This window comes from Dactylosporangium sp. McL0621, assembly GCF_049995355.1.
In the GTDB taxonomy this organism is placed as follows: Bacteria; Actinomycetota; Actinomycetes; order Mycobacteriales; family Micromonosporaceae; genus Dactylosporangium.
The window spans coordinates 9,192,611-9,210,781 of sequence record NZ_CP188259.1; the positions used below are offsets into that span (position 1 = coordinate 9,192,611).

At 70.6% G+C, this 18,171-nt stretch carries 16 protein-coding genes and 1 pseudogene; 8 read left to right on the forward strand and 9 right to left on the reverse strand.

Features of this window, described 5'->3' with window-relative positions:
- Nucleotides 1-4: 4 nt before the first annotated feature.
- The gene (locus ACPPVO_RS43700; protein ID WP_426504435.1) at nucleotides 5-406 is read left to right on the forward strand and encodes a DUF4328 domain-containing protein; all 402 of its coding nucleotides are present in this window, start codon (nucleotides 5-7) and stop codon (nucleotides 404-406) included.
- Nucleotides 407-1,028: 622 nt separating this feature from the next.
- Here ACPPVO_RS43700 and ACPPVO_RS43705 read toward each other — a convergent pair.
- From ACPPVO_RS43705 to ACPPVO_RS43720, 4 genes and pseudogenes are all read right to left on the reverse strand, one after another.
- On the reverse strand, nucleotides 1,029-1,955 hold the full coding sequence (locus ACPPVO_RS43705; RefSeq protein ID WP_426504436.1) for an alpha/beta fold hydrolase: 927 nt from the start codon (nucleotides 1,953-1,955) through the stop codon (nucleotides 1,029-1,031).
- A gap of 29 nt (nucleotides 1,956-1,984) precedes the next feature.
- Nucleotides 1,985-3,415: an MFS transporter gene (locus tag ACPPVO_RS43710; protein ID WP_426504437.1), complete on the reverse strand. Its 1,431-nt coding sequence runs from the start codon at nucleotides 3,413-3,415 to the stop codon at nucleotides 1,985-1,987.
- 200 nt (nucleotides 3,416-3,615) lie between these two features.
- Nucleotides 3,616-4,424 (reverse strand): annotated as a pseudogene (locus ACPPVO_RS43715) (RNA polymerase sigma factor); the annotation flags it as partial.
- Nucleotides 4,425-4,540: 116 nt separating this feature from the next.
- On the reverse strand, nucleotides 4,541-5,434 hold the full coding sequence (locus ACPPVO_RS43720; RefSeq protein WP_426504438.1) for an SDR family oxidoreductase: 894 nt from the start codon (nucleotides 5,432-5,434) through the stop codon (nucleotides 4,541-4,543).
- A 152-nt stretch (nucleotides 5,435-5,586) separates the two neighbouring features.
- On the opposite strand from ACPPVO_RS43720, the gene ACPPVO_RS43725 reads away from it, so the two are divergent.
- Nucleotides 5,587-6,189: a dihydrofolate reductase family protein gene (locus ACPPVO_RS43725; protein ID WP_426504439.1), complete on the forward strand. Its 603-nt coding sequence runs from the start codon at nucleotides 5,587-5,589 to the stop codon at nucleotides 6,187-6,189.
- Here the strand turns inward: ACPPVO_RS43725 and ACPPVO_RS43730 are convergent.
- Together ACPPVO_RS43730 and ACPPVO_RS43735 are read right to left on the reverse strand one after the other, a co-directional pair.
- Nucleotides 6,186-7,430: an RNA polymerase sigma factor gene (locus ACPPVO_RS43730; RefSeq protein ID WP_426504440.1), complete on the reverse strand. Its 1,245-nt coding sequence runs from the start codon at nucleotides 7,428-7,430 to the stop codon at nucleotides 6,186-6,188. The genes ACPPVO_RS43725 and ACPPVO_RS43730 overlap by 4 nt on opposite strands.
- Before the next feature lie 11 nt (nucleotides 7,431-7,441).
- Nucleotides 7,442-7,807 (reverse strand): YciI family protein, encoded by a 366-nt coding sequence (locus ACPPVO_RS43735; protein ID WP_426504441.1) that lies wholly within the window; start codon nucleotides 7,805-7,807, stop codon nucleotides 7,442-7,444.
- Nucleotides 7,808-8,188: 381 nt separating this feature from the next.
- On the opposite strand from ACPPVO_RS43735, the gene ACPPVO_RS43740 reads away from it, so the two are divergent.
- From ACPPVO_RS43740 to ACPPVO_RS43760, 5 genes are all read left to right on the forward strand, one after another.
- Entirely contained in the window at nucleotides 8,189-8,929 is a 741-nt protein-coding gene (locus ACPPVO_RS43740; protein WP_426504442.1) for an SDR family NAD(P)-dependent oxidoreductase, read from the forward strand.
- Nucleotides 8,930-9,249: 320 nt separating this feature from the next.
- Nucleotides 9,250-9,540 (forward strand): hypothetical protein, encoded by a 291-nt coding sequence (locus ACPPVO_RS43745; protein ID WP_426504443.1) that lies wholly within the window; start codon nucleotides 9,250-9,252, stop codon nucleotides 9,538-9,540.
- Nucleotides 9,540-9,989 (forward strand): NUDIX domain-containing protein, encoded by a 450-nt coding sequence (locus ACPPVO_RS43750; RefSeq protein WP_426504444.1) that lies wholly within the window; start codon nucleotides 9,540-9,542, stop codon nucleotides 9,987-9,989. Before ACPPVO_RS43745 ends, ACPPVO_RS43750 begins: the two co-directional genes overlap by 1 nt.
- A gap of 52 nt (nucleotides 9,990-10,041) precedes the next feature.
- Nucleotides 10,042-11,550, forward strand: a complete 1,509-nt coding sequence (locus ACPPVO_RS43755; protein ID WP_426504445.1) for a DUF4238 domain-containing protein — start codon at nucleotides 10,042-10,044, stop codon at nucleotides 11,548-11,550.
- A 113-nt stretch (nucleotides 11,551-11,663) separates the two neighbouring features.
- A complete protein-coding gene (locus ACPPVO_RS43760) occupies nucleotides 11,664-12,056 on the forward strand; it encodes a glutamate ligase domain-containing protein (protein ID WP_426504446.1) in 393 nt (130 codons plus the stop codon).
- Nucleotides 12,057-12,137: 81 nt separating this feature from the next.
- Here ACPPVO_RS43760 and ACPPVO_RS43765 read toward each other — a convergent pair whose 3' ends face one another.
- The 3 genes from ACPPVO_RS43765 to ACPPVO_RS43775 form a co-directional block, all read right to left on the reverse strand.
- Nucleotides 12,138-14,327, reverse strand: a complete 2,190-nt coding sequence (locus ACPPVO_RS43765; protein ID WP_426504447.1) for an MMPL family transporter — start codon at nucleotides 14,325-14,327, stop codon at nucleotides 12,138-12,140.
- 1 nt (nucleotide 14,328) lies between these two features.
- Nucleotides 14,329-16,194, reverse strand: coding sequence for a multicopper oxidase domain-containing protein (locus ACPPVO_RS43770; RefSeq protein WP_426504448.1), 1,866 nt, complete (start codon nucleotides 16,192-16,194; stop codon nucleotides 14,329-14,331).
- A gap of 116 nt (nucleotides 16,195-16,310) precedes the next feature.
- Nucleotides 16,311-16,739, reverse strand: coding sequence for a DUF6220 domain-containing protein (locus tag ACPPVO_RS43775; RefSeq protein WP_426504449.1), 429 nt, complete (start codon nucleotides 16,737-16,739; stop codon nucleotides 16,311-16,313).
- Between the two features lie 289 nt (nucleotides 16,740-17,028).
- Here ACPPVO_RS43775 and ACPPVO_RS43780 point away from each other — a divergent pair, with 289 nt between their 5' ends.
- On the forward strand, nucleotides 17,029-18,138 hold the full coding sequence (locus tag ACPPVO_RS43780) for a sensor histidine kinase (RefSeq protein ID WP_426504450.1): 1,110 nt from the start codon (nucleotides 17,029-17,031) through the stop codon (nucleotides 18,136-18,138).
- The last annotated feature ends 33 nt before the right edge of the window (nucleotides 18,139-18,171 follow it).

Here is an 18,171-nt window from a genome sequence, read left to right on the forward strand (position 1 = left end):
ACTGGTGCTGGTGGTCTTCATCGTCTGGCTCTACCTGGCCCGCGACAACTTCGACCGGCGCGCCGACAACAACGTCAACTGGCGCAAGGGCTGGATGATCGGCGGCTGGCTCATCCCTGTGGCCAACATCGTCATCCCGAACCGGGTCGTCAGGGAGATCTACGTCCGCAGTTCGCCCGACCGCACCTGGACCTCGGACCGCCTCGTCAACGCCTGGTGGATCGCGCTGCTGGTCAGCTTCTTCACCTACACCGAGACCGCTACAAGCTCCGGCGGCGTGACGCAGGTGCATACCCCCACATCGGTGGCGGCAGTCACCGGCGGCGCGGGCATTCTCGCCGCGATCCTCGTGGCCGTCATCGTCCGTCGCGTCACGACCTGGCAGGACGCCACGCCGGCGGCGTGAGCGTACGACCCGACCGCGCGCGGCTCCTGGCGAGTGGTTGCGCGCGGTCCCTCGAACGTTCACGGGCCTGCAGGATCGATCTGCCGATCAAGGTGAACGCCGACCGGTCTTCCAGCGGTTCGCTGCGGCCTCAGCGGGTTGTGTGCGGTCGACATCTTCAGCCGTCCGGGCGGGGCACCGAGGCCGAGTTCTGGGTACCCCGTCGCTGACGATCATGCTCGACCCGGTGTGCTGGCTCGCCGGCGTCGGCCGTCGCGGGCGTACGTCGCAGGGCGCGGGTTCCTGCTTAGCCAGGGCCGTTCCGTCGCCCCGCGGAACGGGAAGTGTCACCACAACCCGACGGCAGCCCCGCACGCTGAGCACCAGACCGCGGACGTCAGCCGGCTCCGGCGCACTCGAGCACCGCTGAGCGCATCGACGACGAGCGCGGGTCCGGCCCCGATTGAGCGGACCAGCAACCCGCCGATGCCGGGCCCAGCGATCGAGGTGGCCGAACGAGTGCTTTCCAGGCGGCTGTGCGCGGCGAGCAGCGCGCCGCGGCCCACCATGCGCGGCAGGGCGGAGCCCCACGGCATCTCGAAGCACATCTACCCGAACCCGATCACCAGGACCAGGCCGAAGGTCACAGCGGCCGTCGGGAGGTGTGGCGCAACAGGGCTTCCACGACGGCCGGCCACGTCACGCGCGGCACGCCCTGACCGATGCCGGGCAGAGTGAGCAGCGTGGCGCCCGGGATCTCCGCGGCCAGCGCGACCCCGTTGCCGTGCGGGAAGAACGGGTCCTCGTCCCCGTGCACCACCAGGGTCGGCGCGGTGATCTCGTCGAGCCGCTCGCGCCACCGCGGTCGGCAGTCGATGGCCGCGAACATGCTGCCAAGATGGCTCGCACGCTGGGCTTTCGCCGTGCGTCGCGCTCGGTCGAAGACTGACCCGACCGCCGCCCGTACGTCCTGCTCGTCGAATCCCCGCGACCCGGACATTAGCCGCGCGGAACCGGTCATGTACCCGATCACGCTGTCGCGATCGGTCCAGTCCGGCCCAGTACGCCCGAACACCTGCGCCATCACCTCCGGCGCGTGGTCGGGCAGGTCAGGATCGACCAGCCCGGGCGCGACCGGACGGGTGGAGACCAGCGTCAGCGACGCGAGCCGGTCGGGATGGTCGAGCGCGAGCAGCTGCGCGATCAAACCGCCGACCCCCATCCCGACCACGTGCGTACGCCCCAGACCCAGCGCCACCACCAGCTCGGACGCGTCGGTCACCAGATCGCGCAGGTCGTAGGTGGGCGCGTCCGGGTCGACAAACGTCGACATGCCCGCGTCGCGCAGGTCGTAGCGCACCACGTACCGCCCGGCCAGCGCCGTGCACAGCTCCTGCGGCCAGCTCAGCACGGTGATGCCGACCAGCAGCACCGGCGGATCCGCCGGGTCCCCGAAGGCTTCCACGCACAACTCGACACCGTTGACCTTGATCTGCATGTTCAGCTCCTTCCGATTCATCAGTTGGTACTTACCAGCGCCCGGAAACTCATCGGCCTGATCGAAACCCACCGGCCGAACGAACGCGCGACCGGAATCACTCAATGGCCGGGTTCCTGCAGCGCCTTGCGGGGCATCAGGGCGACGATCGGCAGGCTGAGGGCGGTGACGGCCAGAACGACGATGAGGGCAACGTTCATCGCATGGGCCAGTCCGGAGGTCGCGGCCTGGAAGAAGACCGACGTGACCGCGGCCGAGCCGATCGCTGAAGCGAGTTGCTGGATCGAGCCGAGCGAGCCACTAGCGCTGCCGGCTTCGTCTGGCTGCGCGTCGCCGAGGGCAACGGTGGGGATCGTGGCGAAGCAGAGGCCGGTACCGAGGCCGATGACGACGAACGCCGGGGCCAGCGCCCAGAGGCTGACGTTCGTCCCGGAGTGATCGACGAGGGCCAGGACCCAACCACAGCCGACGAGGGTGACGACCAGGCCGATGAAGACGAGCCTGCGACCGAGCTTGGCGACCAGGCCGCCCATGGCGGCGAAACTGGCGGTGATGAGCCCCAGGGTGAGCGGCACCAGGCCGAGCGAGGCGTCCCGCGGGCTGGCGTGCAGTCCCTCCTGCAGGAACAGCGACAGCACGAAGAACAGGCCGGTGCCGGCGGCGAAGACGGCCAGGCCCACGATCATTGCGGAGGTGAAGCCTCGGTTCTTCAACAGCGAGGGCTTGATGAGCGGGTGGGTTGCGGTGCGCTGACGGTAGGCGAAGGCGGCGAAGAACAGGACGCCGACGGCGATCGAGGCGACAGCGACGGCGCTCCAGCCGTTGGTCGAGCCCTCGATCAGGCCGTACAGCAGACCGAGCATGGTGACCGCAAGCAGGCCGGAGCCCCAACCGTCGACGACGGTGGACCGGTCGCCGTCGTCGTCACGCGGCAGGATCTTGACGGCTATGACCAGCCCGACAGCGCCAAGGACGACGTTCGCGAGAAAGATCGGGCGCCACGACAGGCCGAACAGGTCGGCGTCGATGATGAATCCGGCCAGGACCGGGCCGCCGACACTGGAGATACCGAGAACCGGGCCGAACAGCCCGAACGCCTTGGCGAGCATGTCGCGGCTGAACGCTTTCGTCATGATCGCCATGCCTTGCGGGATGAGCAGAGCCCCGAACGCTCCCTGAGCAACCCGGGCGGCGATGAGCAGGGCCGGATCAGGTGAGAACCCGACGGCCGCTGAGGCCAGCGTGAACCCGCCCATGCCGATCAGGAAGAGCCTGCGTTGGCCGAACTTGTCACCCAGCCGTCCGCCGATCAGGAGCAGGACACCCATGGCCAGCATGTACGCCGGTCCCAACCACTTGATCAGACTCTCACCGCCGTTGAGCTCGCGGGCGATGGTGGGGGCCGCGATGTTCGTGATGGTGCCATCGATCACGTCGATGGCGTCGGCAAGCAGCACCAGCCCCAGGATCGCCCACATCCGGCGACTGGAGCGGCGTGTGGTGACTGTGCTCGGCTCCGTCAAGGTGGTCATGAGGAACGTCCTTCCCTTACCCCCGGGCGCCCTCCTGGGCGGCCTCACCCCCACTACGAACACCCCGGGCCCGATCCGACACCGCCTTCGAGATCTTTTCCAGAACGTCAGGCGCGCCCCTCGCCGGTTGCGGGATGCAGCGGCGGGGCGCCCCGGGGCCGGTCGCCGCTGCGCGGAGTTTCGATCGGGACCCGTGGGCGCTACCGCAGTTGGTCGCGTCGGCGGGTCAGGTAGGCGGTCTCGCCGGTGTTGCCCGCCAGGTCGACGGTCTTGTCGTAGGCCGCGCGCGACTGCTGACTGCGGCCCAGCCGGCGCAGCAGGTCGGCGCGAGTGGGGTGGTAGGCGTGATATCCGGCCAACGCCTCGGCGAGGCGGTCGACGATGGCCAGCGCCACCTCCGGCCCGTCGAACTCGGCCACGGCGATGGCCCGGTTGAGGGCGATGATCGGCGAGGGGTCGAGGCGGACGAGTTGGTCGTAGAGGGCGAGGACCTGTGACCAGTCGGTGTCGCGCATGTCGCGGGCGGAGGTGTGCACGGCGTTGATCGCGGCGAGGACTTGGTAGCGACCCGGGGCCACCCCGGCGGCGGCAGCGGCGAGGCGCTCGCGCACCAGCCGGTGACCTTCGGAGATCAGGTCCGTGTCCCAGACCCCACGGACCTGCTCGTCGAGGGCGACCAGTTCGCCGCTGGCCGAGACCCGGGCGGGGCGGCGGGCCTCGATGAGCAGCATCAGCGCCAGCAGGCCGGCCACCTCACCGTCGTCCGGCAGGAGCGCGCGGATCAGGCGGGTGAGCCGGATCGCCTCGGTGGTCAGGTCGTGTCGCACCGGGTCGGTGTCGGGCCGCTGGCCGGGTAGCCCTCGTTGAACACGAGGAACAGGACGGCGAGTACGCCGGAGACACGAGCCGGCAGATCGTCCGCGGACGGCATCCGATACGGGATGCGGGCCGCCTTGATCTTGGCCTTCGCGCGGGTGATCCGCTGCTCCATGGTGGTCCCCTGCACCAGGCTCAATGCAACAGCGCCTGATGTGCAAGTCCGTTGAGCCGCACGAGCGGCGCGTTGCCACCCCGCAGATCCTCTGCGCTGCCACCGGACGAGTCCTGAGCGTCTCCTGGCCGGCCTCAGACCGGTGTGGCGGCGGCGGCCGCCTCGCCGCGCAGCGTGGCCGCGTGGCAGACGGCGAACTCGGCGAAGGTCGTCGGCCGTACCCCGAACGCGCGATGGGTGTCCAGGTGGACCGATGAGCGGCCGAGCCGGCGCCGCTCGGCGAACAGCTGCGCGAACGCGGCGGCTCGCGGGGGCGGGTAGCCCGCGGCCAGCCACTGCTGATAGCGGTCCTCGACCGGCACGTCCACGTACCGCACGGGCCGGCCGATGGCGGCGGCGATCCGGTCCGCGACCTCGTCCATGGTGAGCGCCTCCGGGCCGGTCATCCGGTAGGTCGCGCCCTCGTGGCCCGGCGTGGTGAGGACCCGGTAGGCGACGGCGGCGATGTCGGCGATGTCGACCGGCGCCAGGGTCGTCGCGCCCAGCGGCAGCCGCAGCTCGCCGGCGCCGGCGATGTCGGCCGCCTCCTCCAGGTACACCTGCATGAACTGGCTCGGCCGCAGGATCGTCCAGGCCAGACCCGAAGCGAGCAGGTATCGCTGGACCTGCTCGTGGCTGCGGGTGGAGCGGAACCGCTCCGGGTCGAACCCGTCCACCGAGTCCTGGCCGGAGAACTTGACCACGTGCCGGACCCCGGCGTTCTTCGCCGCATCGATGAAGGTGCACTGGGTCTCCAGCAGCAGCGGGCCGGCCCCCGAGATCATCAGCACCCGGTCCACACCGGCCAACGCGGCGCCGAGGGTCTCGGGTTCCAGCATGTCGCCCGTGACGATCTCGACGCCGGGCGCAGCGATGGCCGACGCCTTGTCCGCCCCGCGGACCATGGCGCGGACCGGCTCGCCGCGCCGGACGAACTCCCGGACGACGGCCGACCCCGGCCGGCCGTTGGCTCCAGTGACCAGTAGCACGGCAACTCCTTCGCAGTGTCAGGTGCATTGCTGCACTGTTGACCGCCGCCCCACCACGGTTTTGGACACACCGCTGCGGTCCGATTTCCGGGTCGAGCGGCGTCAGAGAGGTACACCCCGTCCGATCCAATCGCAGCGAGCAGGAGCCAACCATGAGTGCACGTCCGTCGGGGCCGGCGCGCCCGTACCTCGTCGCCACCGTGCTGACCTCGCTGGACGGGCAGGTCGACGAGCCGATGCGCTTCGCCGGGCCGTACTTCGACGCCGATGCGCAGGACGAGGCCGCGCAGATCCTCGACGACTGCGTCGGCGTGCTGTTCGGCCGCCGCACGTATGACGCGTTCGCCGGGGCCTGGTCGGGCGCGTCCGGCGCGTTCGCCGACCGGATCAACGCCCTGCCCAAGTACGTCGTCTCGGCCACCCTCGACCGCACCCAGTGGTCGAACTCGCACCTGCTCAGCGGTGACGCCGCCGGGGCGGTGGCCGCGCTGAAGCAGCGGTCGGCCGGTGGGCTGGCCGTGTACGGGCTCGGCCGGCTCACCCGCACCCTCCTCACGCACGGACTGGTCGACCGGGTCCGATTCAATGTCCACCCGGTGCTCGCCGGTGGCCCGCCAGCCGACGCCGGTCTGCCCCTCGAGGCGTTCGCGTTACAGGCGGTGCGGGCTCGAGCATCGGGCGTCGTCGTGCTCGACTACACCGCGCGCTCCGGCTCCGATCGGCCGGTCGGCGTCCGGCCGCAGGACCGCCCCTAGCGCAGGGCCGCCAGCCGCCGCTGGAGCTCGCGCCGCTCCACCGCGTTGCCGGAGAGCTCGATCGCCCGGCCGAATGCGGCCTCGGCGCCGCGCCGGTCACCCGATCGCCACAGAAGGTCGGCCCGCACCGCGTGCAGGGGCTGATAGTCGGCCAGTGCGGGCTCCTGCAGCAGCGGGCGCATCAGCTCGAGCGCCTGCTGTGGGCCGTGGGCGAACCCGACGGCGGCGCAGCGGTTCAACGCGACGACCGGCGACGGGTTCAGCTCGTACAGGACGTCGTACAGCTCCACGACCTCCGGCCAGGGTACCGGCCCGTCCGGCGTACTCTGCAGCGCCGCGATCGCGGCCTGCACGAGGTACGGTCCGCGCCGACCCGGGCGGATCGCGCGGTCCAGCGCCGCCAGTCCCTCCGCGATCAGGCCGTGGTTCCACCGGGACCGGTCCTGGTCCTCCAACGCCACGAACGCCCCGTCGGCGTCGGTCCGGGCGGCGCGCCGGGCATCGGTCAGCAGCAACAGACTCAGCAACGCCCACGCCTCCGGCTCGTCCTCGAGCAGCGCACAGACCAGCCGGGCCAGGCGGATGGCCTCCAGTGCCAGGTCCGGCCGGCTCAGGCTGTCGCCGTCGCTGGCGGCATAGCCCTCGTTGAAGATCAGGTAGATGACGCTGAGCACGGCCGCCAGCCGCTGTGGAAGCTCGTCGGCGGGCGGCACGACATACGGGATGTTCGCCTCCGCGATCTTCCGTTTCGCCCGGACGATGCGCTTGCCCAACGTCGGCTCGGCGACCAGGAACGCGCGGGCTATCTCCCCGGTCCGCAGGCCGCCGACGGTCCGCAGCGTCAACGCCACCCGGGCGGGCAGGTCCAGGGCCGGATGGCAACAGGTGAAGATCAGCCGCAACTGGTCGTCGACGATGGTGTCGGGGTCGAGCCCCATATCGTCCTCCGCCGTCTCGAAGCGGGAGAGGACCGCGAGATTGGCGGCCCGATCGGCCTGGGCCCGGTCCCGGCGGAGGCGGTCGATCGCCCGCCGGCGGGCGGTCACCGTCAGCCAGCCGGCGGGGTTGGCCGGCACGCCGTGGCTCGGCCAGGCCTCCATGGCGGCGGCAACCGCGTCCTGCAGGGCCTCCTCGGCCACGTCGAAGGAGCCGGCCAGCCGGATCAGCGTGGCCAGGACCGCCGGACGATCGCGGCGGAACGACGCTTCGAGGGCCGCGACGGTTTCGGCGTCGGACGTCATCTCGGTGCCCCTCACGCGTCGGCGGACTCGCCCCCGGTGCGGGGCGGCCCACCGAGCGGCCGGACTTCGACGGACCCGTACTCCGCGATCGGCAGGGCCGCGGCCCTGCGCACCGCGTCGTCGAGGTTGTCACAGTCCAGCAGGTAGACGCCTACCAAGGTCTCCTTGGTCGTCGCGAACGGTCCGTCGGTGAGCTCCACCTGAGCGCCACGGACCCGGACCGTGGTCGCCGTGTCGACGTCGGCGAGCCGCGCGTTGGACATCAGGACACCGGCCTCGCGGAGCTTCTCGGTCAGGTGCCGCCACCGGGGCAGGTCGGCAGTCCGGTCCTCGGTGTCGTCTGCCGACCGGTACAGCAGCAGCGCATACTGCGTCATCTCGTCGTCCTCTCGTCGCGGCGCATCCGCCCCCTACCTGTCGCCGCCGGCCGCCCGGTTTGGACACTGCGGAGTCCCCTGTCGTCTGGTACCCCTTGGACGGGGACGCGATGGTGCCATAAGTACGGTAGACGTCATCCCGGACGAGGAGGCCGCCCAGCGGGTTCTCACCCGATGGGACGAACACGTCACCCACTACGAGGTGGCCGCCGACCTTCAGCTGTGACGGGCCCCCGAACCGAATCGGCCCCGGCGCGGATGTCCAAAGCGGCCCGGTGCTCGCGACGGTTGCGTGAAAGGAGCACCGATGAACTCATCACGCATGATCGACCCCGTCGCCGACACGTCCGCCGCCCGCCCCGACCGTCCGGAGGTACTGCGATGAGCCGCCTCGCCGGCCGGGTGGCCCTCGTCACCGGCGGCAGCCGCGGCATCGGCGCCGCGGTCGCCCGCCGTCTCGCCAACGACGGCGCCGCCGTCGCCCTCACCTACGCCGCGAACGCCGACAAGGCCGAGGCGGTGGCCGAGAAGATCCGCGCCGAGGGCGGTCACGTCCTGGTCCTGCGGGCCGACCACGAGAGCCCCTCCGACCCGGTGGCCGCGGTCGAGACCGTCGCCGACACGTTCGGCCGGCTCGACATCCTGGTCAACAACGCCGGGATCTACCTCGGCGGCCCGCTCGGCACCGTTCCTCCGGCCGACGTGGACCGCATCCTCGCCGTCAACGTCCGGGCCGTGTTCCTCGCCTCGCAGGCCGCGGCCGAACACATGACGGAGGGCGGACGCATCGTCACGATCGGCAGCGCCTTGTCCGACCGGGTGCCGGCCGAAGGCATGACGGTGTACGCCATGGCGAAGTCCGCCCTCGTCGGCCTGACCCGCGGCCTGGCCCGCGACCTCGGGTCGCGCGGTATCACCGCCACGCTGGTCCACGCGGGCCTGATCGACACCGACATGAACCCGGCGGACGGCCCGGCCTCGTCGTTCTTCTCGTCGGTGCCGGCGCTGGCCCGCTACGGCGAGCCGGACGACGTCGCCGCCATGGTCTCGTATCTGTGCGGCGACGGCGCGAGATACGTCACCGGCACCGCACTGACCGTCGACGGCGGCTTCGCCGCCTGACCCGGCCCACTACCGTCCGGGGGTGGACGGCGATCATCCAGCGCCGCCCCCGGACGACCGGACCGCCGCCGAGTCGGCCGGCACCGGCCGCGGTCTCGTATCGGCGTTGGGAGGTTGGGTGCCGCACCCGAGCACAGCGTTGTGATGCTCAGCTGTTGGCGTCGGTACGACGTGTCGCCTACTGGCGGGTCAACGCCACCTTCACGGGGGGGCGGATCGGCGGAATCCGCCGGGAGCTGACCCGCCGACTACCAAGCCATTTACAGACGCAAGTGGAACAGCGCATCCTCTGTCGAGCATTAGCTGTAGAACTCGGACACGTGGAGAATGCCGCGACAACCCTGTGGTTCCTGCTCGACCTGGGCCGCGACGCTCGTCTGGCCCCAGACCCGGTCGAGTTCACCGGCTACGGCTGGTTCCCCCGCGCCGAGGTGGCCGCATGGCCGATCGAACAGACTGACCCGCAGATGGCCCGCGCCCTGGCCAAGCTCAACACCCGCATCGACCGACAGGGCCGGCCCATGACGGCTGATGACGACCTGCGGCCTGAGGAACGTCCCGGATCGGCGGTCGGGGTCGTGGCGTCCGGCCTGGTTCTTGGTGCCGGTTGATGTGCTGCTGCTCTACACCCGCGCCGGGGCGCACGGGGTCGAGCTGCTCGTGGGGTTGCGGCAGGGAGGGTTCGCGGCCCGGACAATGGGATACGCCCAGCGGCAAGCTCATGCCCGGCGAAACCCTGGAGGCCGGGATGGCGCGGGAGGCATTCGAGGAGACCGGGCTGCGACTGGACCCGGACGAGTTGGATCTCGTCGCCGTGACGCACTGGCATCCGCCGGACCGCACCGCGCGGATCGGCATGTCCTTCCACTGCACCGCCGACCCCACCCGGCACGGCCTCCCGACGCGGCGGGAGCCGCACAAATGCGTGCGGCAGCTATGGGCGCCGATCGAAGACCTGCCCCAGCCGCTGCTGCGGTATACGCAGATCGGCGTCGACCTTGTTCCGGACCGGGCGCCGCTTCGCCGCCGTCGACTGGCCGGCTCCCGGCGACCAGCGTGACCGGCAGCATGGTGCACGAGCGGGGCCGCGGGCACGTTGGAGAGAGTGACTGATGGACCGGATCCGCGTCGCCGCGCCGCAGACCGAGATCACCACCGACCCGGCCGTCAACGGGCGCGCGGTACGCCACGCGCTACGACAGGCCGCTGACGGCGGCGCCCGGCTCGCCCACCTGTGCGAGGGCGCCCTGACCGGCCACGCCGGCCAGGACAATCCGTACTTCGACGGCTGGACCGTCGACTGGGCACCGGTCCGCGACGAGATCCACGCCGTGGCCGAGGTCGCCGGGGAACTCGGCATCTGGGTCGTGATCGGCGGCAACCACCTGATGCTCCCCCTCGGCGGCGGCATGCACCTCCCCGCTGACGTCCCGCATCTCCCGTCGCGTCGCACGGCCGGCGGGCAGGCGAAAAGTGTGGAGCGGCTCGGCCATCCCGGTTGCTACCGTTTCGTCATGTCTCGACGTCGGGCGCCGCAGCCCTTGCCGCCCGAGTACCAGGCGCTGCTCGACCGGGCTCGGCGAGCCGCGCAGAACTCCACTCCCCTGGTCCCCAACTCCTATCTGAGCAGGTGGGCCGAGCGCGGCAGTATCCGCGTGACCAGGGTCGACGACCAGCACAGCTACACGACGTCGCCAGGCAAGGCCGCGAGGGAGACCGACTTCTACCGCCTGGAATCCCCCGACGTCGACCCCAACGAGGTGCCGCCGCTGCTGATGGAGGTCATGCTCGGCGACGTCGAGGGCGCGGCGAAGACGACGATCGACCACATGCTCGAATCCCGGTCGGCCCGTCTCGACCCCGAACAGACCGCCATGTTCGCATGGTTCCCCGGGTTTCAGGCCACCCGCGGGCACGCGTACCGGCAGACCCAGGCACATCTGGCGAACGAACTGTTCCGCCTCCAGTTCGGCCAGCTCACCGACGAGGGCCTCCGACAGATCCTCGGCAAGCGAGGCCGGCCCGCCGATGACGCCGGGGTCGCCGCCGCCCGGCAGTTCATCGACGAGCTCAACGCGGGCACAGCCCGGGTGACCGAACAGCAGGCGGCCATGGCTGCCCGGTCCGCGATGTCCGCCTACGACGTCGGCCAGCAGTTTCTCAACCGCCATTGGCAGATCTACACGGCGCCACCGATCCTTATCACGTGCGATGAACCGGTCGTGCTGATCGGTGGGCCCGACCACCGTCGCGGCGAACGTGGCGGGTTCGCATCGGTTGGTGTCATCGTGTTCCCGCTAGCACCCAACGCCGTCCTTGCGATGTTCCGGGATGACCGCCGCCCCGCCCCGCCGTGGGAGCTCGCGCACGCGGAGACTGCAGAACTGAATCGGGAGATCCTCGGGGCATCCGCGCGATGGGCGTTCGAGCGGCCCACACGACACTTCACGCAGCCGGTCTCAGTGCCGCCAGCGCCGGACCCCGCAGCGTTCCAGGAACTCGAGGCCGATGGCCGGCAATCATCCGGGCCTTCACGCCGACGCGCTGGGCCGGGCCTGATGCACCGGACTGGCCAGTCAGCCGGTGGTGGAACGGCTGACAACCACATCGGACTCCGGTAGCGACGATTCCCGCCGCGTGCCTGAGCAGCCGGGCACCATGGTCAAGTTCAGAGAAGCCACGTCTCGAAGCGACCACGGCGGCGCTGGCCACGGCGGCGCTGTCGAAGTGGCGCATGGAGCTGCGCGGCCTCGCCGGCGGCGCGACGCTGCTCAACGACTCGTTCAACGCCAACCCGGACTCGACCCGCGCCGCCCTGGACGCGCTGGCGGCCATGGAGGCCAAGCGCCGCATCGCCGTCCTCGGCGAGATGCTCGAGCTCGGCGCCGCCAGCGACGCCGAGCACCGCGCCACCGACGGCTACGCCGCCGCCCGGGCCGATGTCGTGCTCGCGATCGGGGCGGCCGCCGGACCGCTCGCGGCCGGCGCCGGCGAGCGCGCGGTGGCGCTGCCCTCCAACGGCGCGGCCGTCGACTGGCTGCGCAACCACCTCGCCGCCGGCGACGTGGTGCTGGTCAAGGCCTCCTGCGGCGCCCACCTCGACGAGGTGGCCGCCGCGCTCACATAGTTCGGCGCCGCTCTGACACCGCGACGACTTTCCGGCCGCCGCCCGACGGGCGTCCGCGTTGTTCGGCGTCGCCGACGAGGGTCATACCCCGGCCTCCTCGCCGATCCTGGTCGGTATGCCCGAGGCTGCCTTCGATGCCCGGCGTCCGGGCATCCACCAATTGGCCTTGCCGCACAATTCCATCACCGCAGGGACGAGGACCATCCGGATGACGGTGGCGTCGACGAGGACGGCGACGGCCATGCCCAGACCGATCTGCTTGACCGAGACGTCGGGGCCGAGCGTGCCGGTCGTGAAGATGGCGACCATGATGGCCGCCGCGGCCGTAATGACCTTGGCGGTCCGGGCCAGCCCGCGAGCGACGGCGCTGCGGGTGTCGCCGGTGCGCTCGTACTCCTCACGGATTCGGGAGATCAGGAAGACCTCGTAGTCCATCGACAGGCCGAACAGGAGCGGGAACATCATCATCGGTACCCAGGTCGTGATCGGCATGGTGGTGGGAAAACCGAAGGCCGCGCCGAGCCATCCCCACTGCACGATCGCGACCAGCACGCCGTAGGCAGCGCCGATCGACAGCAGGTTCATCACGGCGGCCTGCAGCGCGATCGTGACCGACCGGACCAGCACGACCAACAGCACCAGCGACAGTACGATCACGACCGTGATCATCAGCGGCAGATGCGAGCCGGTGTCCTCGGAGAAGTCGATCGCGCCGGCGTTCGGGCCGCCGAGGTAGATCCGCTCGCCGCGGGATGCGTCGGGCAGCACGTCGTCGCGCAGCTTGTGCACCAGGTCTGCGGTCGCCGCGGCCTGATACCCGGTCGTGGGGAAGGCCATGAAGGTGGCGGCCTGCCCGTCCTTGCTGACCCGAGGCTGCGTGACGTAGGCGATGCCGTCGGTGTGCTTGACCGCGTCCACGGCGCCTGTCAGATCGGGGTTCTTCGCATCGACTTCGGCGGCGAAGACCAGCGGCGCGTCGTAGCCGGGACCGAAGCCCTCGGAGAGGATCGTGTACGAGGTGTAACTACTGCGGTCGTGGGGCTGGACACTGGCATCGGGCAGGCTCAGCCGCATCGACAGCGCGGGCGCGGCCAGTACCAGCAGGCCCGCGCCGGACAGCGCCGCGGCGACCAGCGGCCTGCGCTGCACCAGGCCGGCCCAGCGCTCGGCGAGGGTCCGGCCGGGCGGGGCACCGGCTGCCCCGCGCCGGCGGGACGTGCGGCGGGGCAGGCGCAGCGAGTCGATCCTGCGGCCGGTGAAGCCCAGGAACGCTGGCAGCAGCGTCACCGCGGCGACCATCGTGACCAGTACGCCCGCCGACGCGCCGACGGCAACACCCGTCATCAGCTTCTGCCCCATGGCGATCAGGCCGAGCAGCGCGATAATGACGGTCGTGCCGGCGAACAGCACGGCGCGACCCGCGCTGGTGATCGCCTTGACCGTGGCGGTCTCGGGCTCGTCACCGTCCTGCAGGCTCTCCTTGTAGCGGGTCAGGATGAACAGTGCATAGTCGATGCCGACACCGAGTCCGATCATCGCGGTGACGAGCACCGTGAAATCCGGCGAGGGGACGAGGTGCCCGGCGAGCTTCATCAGGGCGATGCCGCCGAGGACCGCCAGCAGTCCGGTCACGATCGGCAGACCCATCGCCACCAGTGACCCGAAGGCGATGAACAGGATCACCGCCGCTGCCAGTACGCCCACGCTCTCGGTCGAACCGCCCGGGGGCGTCTCGGCCTTCTCCGCCTGTACCCCGGCCAGGCCCAGCGTCACGCCGTTGCCGGAGGCGCCCTTGACGGTGTCGACCAGAAGCTTGACCTGGCTCTTGTCCACATCCTTGTCGGTCAGCGGGATGGTGGTACGGGCGATACGACGATCCTGCGTCACCAGGCTGTTGTCTTGATAGGGCGAGGTCACCGGTCCGGTGATCGGTGACGCTTCGAGATCGGCGATGACCTTCTCGATCTTTTGCCGGGCGGCGGGGTCGTCGATCCCCTTGTCGGCCTTGATCGCGAGCGTCAGCGTGTCCCCCTGCTGCTCGGGGAAATGCTTTTCGATCAGCGCTTGCGCGTTGGCGGAATCGGAGTTTCCGCCGGAGACGTCGTTGTCGGGGGCGGCGGCGTACCCGAAGCCGCCCAGCGCCATGGCGATCACGCCGACGATCCACGTCAGCAGGACCAGGCGGCGGCGCCGGTAGCAGAAACGGGCCAGTCGCGCCAGAGTCCCGTCCGCAGGTGCGGTCTCATTCGTCATGGTCTTCTCCTCGGGCATGTCAGCCATGGTGGGCCTGGGCGGCCGGCGAGTGTTCGAACGGCGTCGTCACACCGTCGTAGCGGAGCCGCAGCATCATTCCCTGATCCGCGTGCGGCAGGTTGTGGCAGTGGTTCATCCAGATGCCGGGGTTCTCGGCCTTGAATGCGACCTCCCATACCTCCCCTGGACGGACGTCGAACGTGTCCATCCACAATGGACTTCCGGAGGAAGGTGTCCCGTTTCTGGAGAGGATCAGCACGGGATGTCCGTGAAGATGCCAGGGGTGCGTCTCCAGGCTTCGGTTGACCACCGTGAATCGCACGATGTCGCCCTCGGCGACGAGTTGGTCCGGGATCGACGGGTGGCCTCGACCGTTGACGGTCTGTGCGTACGCCGGAGCGCCATCGACCATGGCGACACCACGGTCAAGGACCATCGTGAAGTGCCGGTCGGGTGCGCCGACGTCGAACGGCACGGCGGCCGCGCTTCCGTAGTGGAGAAGGTCGAGCTCCGGCCAGCCCGAGGTGTCCTCGACGTCCGGCCCGGCACCGCCGGGGCCGTTCTCGGCATGCAGCCGCAATCCGCCGTCGCGATCGTCGTCGCACACCAGCACCACGGACGTGTCGGGCATCGTGAACACCAGGTCGTACCGCCCGCCCGCGGCCAGCCGCAGCCAGACGTCGCTGACGTCGCCCGGCCGGTGGAGATCCCGTCCGTCCACGGCCGCCACCCGAAACGGCGTGCCGGCCAGCGCGAAATGGTGCGGCTGCGAGTCGGTGTTGATCAACCGCAGGCGCACCGGAGCGCCGGCGGGTACGTCGTGTTCGTTGCGCTGGTCGGAACCCCCGATGACGACGGTGTCGTCGAAGGTGTGCACGGGCAGGGTCAGGTCTACCTGCGCGGCTGCCGCGTCCGCCGGCGGCTCGACGCGTGGCGTCACGACGAGGGTGCCGTACAGCCCCTTGCGCACACCGCGGTCCGACACCTGGTGGGTGTGGTACCAGTAGGTTCCCACCTGGTCGGCGGGGAATCGGTAGACGAACTCCTCCCCCGGCGCGACGACGTTCTGCGTCAGGCCCGGCACGCCGTCCTCGCCGCAGGCGACGTCGTAGCCGTGCCAGTGCACGGTCACGCCGTCCTGGATATCGGCGTTGCGCAGCGTCACCTCGATCAGGTCACCCTCAGCGACCGTGATCGGCGGACCGGGTGTCTGCCCGTTGTAGGCCCATGCGTCGACTTCCCGCCCCGACGGCAGCCGCACCCTGGCCGTCCGGGCGGTGAGGACGTACTGCCGCCGCGTGCCGCCGGCAGCCGGTGCGCCGGCACCGCGCAGGTCGGCCACCGACCGCTGCGGTCGTGAGCCGGACGAGCGTGCGCGACCGCCTCCGGTGGTGACGGACTCGACCGGCACGAGCGACAGGCCGACACCGGCGGCGCCTGCACCGACGACGACCGCGACGCCGGCAACCCGGATGAACCGGCGACGCGAGACCCGACGGTTGCCGGGGGCGTCGGCGGCGGCGGCCACCCCGGCCTTCGCGGCGAGCACGCGTGCGGTGAGCAGCGCGCCGACGCACACGAGCGAGACCGTGATCAGCGCGGTGCCCCACGTGAGGGGGAACCCGATCAGCAAGGTCACCACGAAACCGGCCGTCGCCGCGTAGGCGGCGCTCAACAGCGCGACGACGCTACGCGCCGGCGGCCCGTTGCCCGGCGTGCGCCTCGCCAGCCACAGCGTCGGTCCGGCGATGAGCACGGCGGCCAACCCTCCGGCGGCGAGCATCGGCAGCCCCAACAGGACCTTGTCCTGCACAAACCACCAGCCTCGACCGGCCAGCATCGCCACCGTGGCGATCCGGGCGAGGCTCACCAGCGCCGCCGCCACCAACAGGCCGAGCGCCGCCTGGGCGCGCCCGACGGCCGCCGTGACGCCGGCCGCGAACCAGGCCGCGACGCTCAGCAGTGCGACCGCGTCATCCGAGATGATCCACTGCTCCGTTGTCATGACGCCGTCGGAGCCGGTCCCACACCAGGTCCGGACGCCAGAGCTTGCGCCTGCCGGAGGATCCTCACGCTCAGCGCGACGATGGCCAGGCCGTTGACCCCGTGCAGTCCGAACACGAGCTGCCCAACCGTCGTCGTCATGTCGCCCGTGTCGAGCACCCTGGCCAGCACCGCGATCAGAACCTGCAGGACGACCAGGCCGGTGACCATCCCAGCCATGCCGATGAGCCGACCCGACATCCGCGCCACCGCCGCGACGATGACCAGCACGACCGCGAGGAGGAAGATCACGTACCCCAACGCCCTGTGCGCTCGGAACGACTCCTCGCTGGGCGCGGTGTTGAACGCGCCGCTGGCGGCGAGGAAGAACTGGATGACGACGGCCAGGAGGAACAGTGCCGCCAGCCCGGCAAAAGCCTTACGCATCGAAGGAACTCCTTGAGGTTGGGCGCTCGTTTCGCTGATCGTGGCGGCGACTGCGCGCAACGCGCGTCGGCCGGCGGTCGCGTTTCACGACTCACCCCGCAGCCGTACCGTCATCCGTGGGCGGTAGTGCGGTGCGCCGCGTGCGGTAGTTGGGGTACACCTCACGGCCGATGCGCAGAACCGGCGGATGCGGGCAGGATGTCGAGGGATGCAGACACCACAGAGGCTGAGTGCCGTGCGCAGGGCGGCACCGACCCTCCCCGATGCCGGGGTGGGCGTCGGGGTAGCGGTGCTGTTGTTGTTCGCCAGCTGGATCGGCGTCGGACCGCCGTGGGTCATCGACCCGCACCCGCTCGAGGCCGGCGCGGTCGTGCTGATCGGGGTCGTGGCGCTCACAGTGGCGCTGCGCCGCTGCTACCCGGTATCGGTGCTGGTGGTCCTCAACTCGGTCGCGCTGCTCTGGTCGGCCGCCCACTTTCCCGGCGTGCTGATCCCGCTGACATCGGTGATCGCCTGCTACACGCTCGCAGCTCTGCGTGGGTGGCGGTGGGCACTGGCCGGCTCCGTGCTGAGCGCGCTGGGCGCGCTGGTGGCGATCCACCTGGCCTTCGGCGCCCGCGTGCCGGCCGGACTCTCAGGCATCGCCGTGTGGATGATCGCCACTGCCGGCGCGGCCGGCACCGCGGTCGGCTACTACCGGGCGTTGCTGGTGGCCACCCGCGCTCAACTTGCCCGCGAGGCCCAGACCCACGAGGAGCAAGCCCGCCGCCACCTGGTCGAGGAGCGGTTGCGCATCGCCCGCGAACTCCACGACATACTCGGCCACACCATGGCCAGCGTCAGCGTGCAGGCCGGCGTCGGCATGCACCTGCTGGCCACCCGACCCGCACAAGCGGCTGAAGCGCTGAGCACCATCAAACGCATCAGCGACCAGGGACTGACCGACGTCAAAACCATGCTCGGTGTCCTACGCTCCGACGACGAGCCGGACGAACCCCGAACCCCGCGCGGCGGCCTCGACCAGCTCAACGCCCTGCTCGACCCGGTCCGGGTGGCGGGGGTCGATCCCAGGCTCAATGTCCACGGCAGCGCCCGGTCATTGCCCGCAGCGATTGATCTTGCCGCCTATCGGATCATCCAGGAGGCGCTGACCAACGTGCTGCGCCACGGACGCGCCAGCACCGTCCAGCTCGACCTGCGCTACGAACCCGCGCAGGTGGTGATCCAGGTTCGTGACGATGGGCGTGCGGCCGGTGCTGGCGATATCACCACCAACGGTCACGGCATCATCGGCATGCGCGAGCGGGTTCTGGCGCTGTCCGGGCAGTTCAGCGCCGGTCCGCACCCGCAGGGCGGCTTCCAGGTGCGGTGCGCGTTACCCACCCCGGACGAGTCATGATGACGACGTGCACTCGCCGATGACATGCCGCCC

Coding starts and splice junctions, on each gene's coding strand:
- ACPPVO_RS43710 (WP_426504437.1), bottom strand. CDS start 3,415: ATGACCACCTTGACGGAGCCGAGCACAGTCACCACACGCCGCTCCAGT.
- ACPPVO_RS43725 (WP_426504439.1), top strand. CDS start 5,587: ATGAGTGCACGTCCGTCGGGGCCGGCGCGCCCGTACCTCGTCGCCACC.
- ACPPVO_RS43730 (WP_426504440.1), bottom strand. CDS start 7,430: ATGACGTCCGACGCCGAAACCGTCGCGGCCCTCGAAGCGTCGTTCCGC.
- ACPPVO_RS43735 (WP_426504441.1), bottom strand. CDS start 7,807: ATGACGCAGTATGCGCTGCTGCTGTACCGGTCGGCAGACGACACCGAG.
- ACPPVO_RS43740 (WP_426504442.1), top strand. CDS start 8,189: ATGAGCCGCCTCGCCGGCCGGGTGGCCCTCGTCACCGGCGGCAGCCGC.
- ACPPVO_RS43750 (WP_426504444.1), top strand. CDS start 9,540: ATGTGCTGCTGCTCTACACCCGCGCCGGGGCGCACGGGGTCGAGCTGC.
- ACPPVO_RS43755 (WP_426504445.1), top strand. CDS start 10,042: ATGGACCGGATCCGCGTCGCCGCGCCGCAGACCGAGATCACCACCGAC.
- ACPPVO_RS43760 (WP_426504446.1), top strand. CDS start 11,664: ATGGAGCTGCGCGGCCTCGCCGGCGGCGCGACGCTGCTCAACGACTCG.
- ACPPVO_RS43765 (WP_426504447.1), bottom strand. CDS start 14,327: ATGCCCGAGGAGAAGACCATGACGAATGAGACCGCACCTGCGGACGGG.
- ACPPVO_RS43775 (WP_426504449.1), bottom strand. CDS start 16,739: ATGCGTAAGGCTTTTGCCGGGCTGGCGGCACTGTTCCTCCTGGCCGTC.